This window comes from Arenimonas sp. (assembly GCF_019459675.1).
Lineage (GTDB): Bacteria > Pseudomonadota > Gammaproteobacteria > Xanthomonadales > Xanthomonadaceae > Arenimonas.
In genome coordinates this window covers 1-3937 of record NZ_JAIBFH010000468.1, presented here as the reverse complement: position 1 = coordinate 3937, position 3937 = coordinate 1, and the positions used below count along the sequence as shown (strand labels likewise).

3 protein-coding genes are annotated in these 3937 nt (G+C 72.1%); 2 read left to right on the top strand and 1 reads right to left on the bottom strand.

Going from position 1 to position 3937, the window contains the following annotated elements; genetic code table 11:
* Window positions 1-1171 (top strand): ankyrin repeat domain-containing protein (locus K0M70_RS15345; protein ID WP_290783434.1); only part of this gene is annotated, 1171 nt, incomplete at its 5' end.
* A 24-nt stretch (window positions 1172-1195) separates the two neighbouring features.
* Here the strand turns inward: K0M70_RS15345 and K0M70_RS15340 are convergent.
* A complete protein-coding gene (locus K0M70_RS15340) occupies window positions 1196-3016 on the bottom strand; it encodes a monovalent cation:proton antiporter-2 (CPA2) family protein (protein WP_290783432.1) in 1821 nt (606 codons plus the stop codon).
* Window positions 3017-3099: 83 nt separating this feature from the next.
* Between K0M70_RS15340 and K0M70_RS15335 the strand changes: the two genes are divergently transcribed.
* Window positions 3100-3894 carry a hypothetical protein gene (locus K0M70_RS15335; protein ID WP_290783430.1) on the top strand — a complete coding sequence of 265 codons (795 nt, stop codon included), beginning with the start codon at window positions 3100-3102 and terminating at the stop codon, window positions 3892-3894.
* The last annotated feature ends 43 nt before the right edge of the window (window positions 3895-3937 follow it).

Below are 3937 nucleotides of genomic sequence, written 5' to 3'. Positions count from 1 at the left end.
CCCCCCCCCCCCCGCCGAACCGCCGCTGGGCCTGGCCATCCGCCTGGGCTGGCTGCGCCGGGCCGAAGCCCTGCGGGCCGCGGGCGCGGACCCGAATGCGCGCGATGGCCGCGGCCACACCGCCCTGCACTGTGCCGCGACGCTGGGGCGCGAGGGCGCCCTGCGGGTGCTGATCCGCCACGGCGCTTCGCCGGCCCTGTCGGCGCCCGACGGCCAGACGCCGCTGGGCCTGGCGCTGGCCGCCGATCGGCGCGAGCTGTCGCACTGGCTTGAGTGGCGCCAGTGGCAGCTGCCGGGGCGCACGCTCCAGTCGTCCGACCTGCCTTCGGCGGCGATGGCGGGTGACGCCGAAGCGGTGCTGCGCCTGCTGGAGCTGGGCCTGCCGGTGGACGGCGTGGATGCCCAGGGCTGCAGCGCACTGCTGCGCGCCGCCGGCGGCGGCCATGACGTGGTGGTGGCGCTGCTGCTGGAGCGAGGCGCCGACACCGCGCTGGCGGCGCGCACCGGCGCCACGCCGCTGTCGGCCGCGATCAGCATGCGGCACGTGGGCGTGGTGGACCAACTGCTGCGCGCCGGCGCCAGGCCCGACCAGCCGCTGCCGGGCGACGTGACGCCGCTGATGCTGGCGGCCGCGCTGGGCCAGCCGGAGCTGATTTCACGCCTGCTGGCGCACGGCGCCGACCCCGAGGCGCGCGACGCGCAGGGCCTGGGCTCGCTGCACTGCGCGGCGCTGCATGCGTTCTCGTCGCGCGACCGCCAGCGTGTGCTGGCGCTGCTCGACACGCTGCTGCTGGCCGGCATCGCCCCGGACGAAGCCAGTGCGCTGGGCCAGACGCCGCTGCTGCTGCTGTTGGGCGCCCGCGCCGAACCGGGCGCCGCCTGCGACGAAGACGTGCTGCTGGCGGCACTCGAACGCCTGCTGGCCGAAGACGTAAGCCTGGACGCGCAGGACCAGCGCGGTTTCGGTGCCCTTCACCTGGCGGCGATGCACGGCCTTCCGCGGGTGGTGCAGCGCCTGCTGCGCGAGGGCGGCAACCGCCTGGCGCGCGACACCCTGGGCCGCACGCCGCACGACATCGCCGTGCTTCGCGGCTTCGTGGACGTGGCGTCCGAGTTTGAACCATCGCGCAGCCCGCCGTCGCTGGCGCGCTTCCTGCGCGACCCGCGCTGAAGCCGCAGGCGGGGCTGCGGCGGCTTACTCGATCTTCTTGACCCGTTGTTCGTCATCGCCCGCCGCCTCCGGCGGCAGGTCGGCTTCGAACAGTGTTTCCAGCTCCCGCTGCGCCTCGCGCGCCGAAGCCACCAGGGCGGCTTCGTCGTCGTAGTACAGGTGCTGTTCGCGCAGCAGCGTCTCGTCGTGTTCGCGGAAGCGGTCGGTATTGCGGTGGGCTTCCTCGGGCGGCACGCCCAGCGCCTCCATCACCCGGCGGCCCAGCACCAGGCTGGAGTGGAAGGTCTCGCGCGTGGCCTGCACGTCCATGTCCATCAGCTTGAACGCGTGCTGGCGATTGCGGGCCCGGGCGTAGATCTTCAGGTGCGGGAACAGGCGCTTCACCACGCGCGCGGTGCGGATGTTGGCGTCGGGGTCGTCGGTGGTGAGCACGAACACTTCGGCGCGGTCGGCGTGCGCGGCGCGCAGCAGCTCGGGGCGGGCCGGGTCGCCGAAGTAGACCTTGTTGCCGAAGCGGCGCAGGAAGTCCACCTGTTCGGCGCTGTTCTCAAGCGCGGTGAACGGGATCTTCTGCGCGCGCAGCATGCGCCCGACGATCTGCCCCATGCGCCCGAAGCCGGCGATGATCACGCGCGGGTAGTCGTTGTCTATCCGGTCGGGCTCGCGTGCCGGCTTGGCTTCGCCCGGCGCGGGCAGCCGCGCCAGCGCCATCAGCAGCAGCGGCGTGGCGGCCATCGACAGGCCGACAATGACGAACAGCTGGTCGCGCAGCGCGGCCTCGATCAGCCCGGCCTTGAGCGCTTCGGCGAACACCACGAAGCCGAACTCGCCGCCCATCGCCAGCACGCCGCCCAGCATCAGCGCGCTGCGCCAGGGCAGCCCGCCGAACAGCCGGCCCACCGCCACCAGCACCAGTGACTTCACCAGCAGCAGTGCCACCACGCCGCCGGCGATCAGCGCCGGCTGGTCGCGCACCACGTCCAGGTCGATGCTCATGCCCACGGCCATGAAGAACAGCCCCAGGAACAGGCCCTTGAACGGTTCGATATGCGATTCCAGTTCGTGCCGGAATTCCGAATCCGCCAGCAGCACGCCGGCCAGGAACGCCCCCAGGCCCATCGACAGCCCCACCCACTGCATCAGCCACGCGGTGCCGGCCACCACCAGCAGCGCGCTGGCGCTGAACACTTCGACCATCTGCGCGCGCGCCACCACGCGGAACAGCTGCGCCAGCAGGAAGCGGCCACCCAGCACCACCGCGCCAATCACCAACACCGCGTTCACCACCGACGACACCGGCGGCGCCGACTGCGCCAGCGCCTTGGCTTCGCCCAGCAGCGGAATGGCGGCCAGCAGCGGGATCGCCACCAGGTCCTGGAACAGCAGGATGGCGAAGGCCACCCGGCCGTGGTCGGCGCCCAGCTCCTTGCGCTCGGCCAGCAGCTGCAGGCCCACGGCGGTGGACGACAGCGCCAGGCCCAGGCCGATGATCACCGGTGCCTTCCATCCGGTGCTGAAGAACGCGATCACCCCGCCGATGGCCAGCGCCGACAGCAGCACCTGCAGCCCGCCGCTGCCGAACACCTTGCGCCGCAGCACCCAAAGCCGCGCCGGCGACAGCTCCAGGCCGATGATGAAAAGCATCATGACCACGCCGAACTCCGACGCCGCCAGCACGTCCTCCGGATCCGGCACCAGCTTCAGGCCGTCGGGGCCGATCGCCACGCCGGCCACCAGGTAGCCCAGGATCGCGCCCAGCCCGAGGCGACGGAACAGCGGCACGGCGATCACCGCCGCCACCAGGAAGATCAGGATGATGCCGAGGTAGCCGCCGGTTCCATGCATGGCCTGATTATGCGCGCCGGTTGATTGCGGTTGAAACAGTCACCGCCGTGATGGTGTACTGCGGGCAACCCAGGAGCCCCCCGATGAAAAAACTCTTGCTGTTCCTGCTGCTTGCCGCGTCACCGACCCTCGCCGCCTCGCCGGACCTGCAGCTGTACACGGCCCGCGCCGAGGGCAGCCTCACCATCGGCGCGGACGGCAGCGTGCTGGACGTTGAATTGGCCAGTGACGCCAACCTCGGCACCGGCGTGCTGGAGGGCTACGAGGAGCGCGTCCGCGGCTGGCGATTCGAACCCATCATCCAGGACGGCCGGCCGGTGACTGCCCGGGGGCGCCTGCAGCTGTCCCTGGTCGCCGCGCGCGAGCAGGGCAACGACACGGCGACGTTCGCCATCCGCGGCGTGCAGTTCCTCGACCCCCCTGGCGCAACTTCCGAGAGTGGACGCTCGTTCCTTGCGGCGCCCTCGTACCCGACCAATGCCCTCAGGGCGGGCGTCGGCGCCGAGGTGATGCTGCTGCTCAAGCTTGATGCGCAGGGCCGCGTGCAGTCGGCCACCACCGAGCAGCTGGCGCTGCTGGGGGTGGTCACGCGCCAGTCGCACCAGGCCAACTATGCGGCGCAGTTCCGCCGCTCCGCCGAGCGGGTGGCGCTGCAGTGGAGCATCACCGGCCAGCCGGATGGCCAGGTGGTCCGCGTCCCGGTGCGCTACACCACCGACCGCTGGAGCGGCGGCTGGGCGCCCACCACCGTGCAGCCGGTAGAACTTCCGGAGTGGGCCGTGCTGGCCATGGCCACGCAGCAGGCCACCGACCTCAGCGCCGGCGGCGTGGCCACCGCCCCGCACTTAAAACTGCTGACGCCGCACGACGGTGCCTGAGCCAGGCGCCACCCCGCCCAGAAAAAAACCCCCCGCAACCGGG

Coding starts and splice junctions, on each gene's coding strand:
- K0M70_RS15340 (WP_290783432.1), bottom strand. CDS start 3,016: ATGCATGGAACCGGCGGCTACCTCGGCATCATCCTGATCTTCCTGGTG.
- K0M70_RS15335 (WP_290783430.1), top strand. CDS start 3,100: ATGAAAAAACTCTTGCTGTTCCTGCTGCTTGCCGCGTCACCGACCCTC.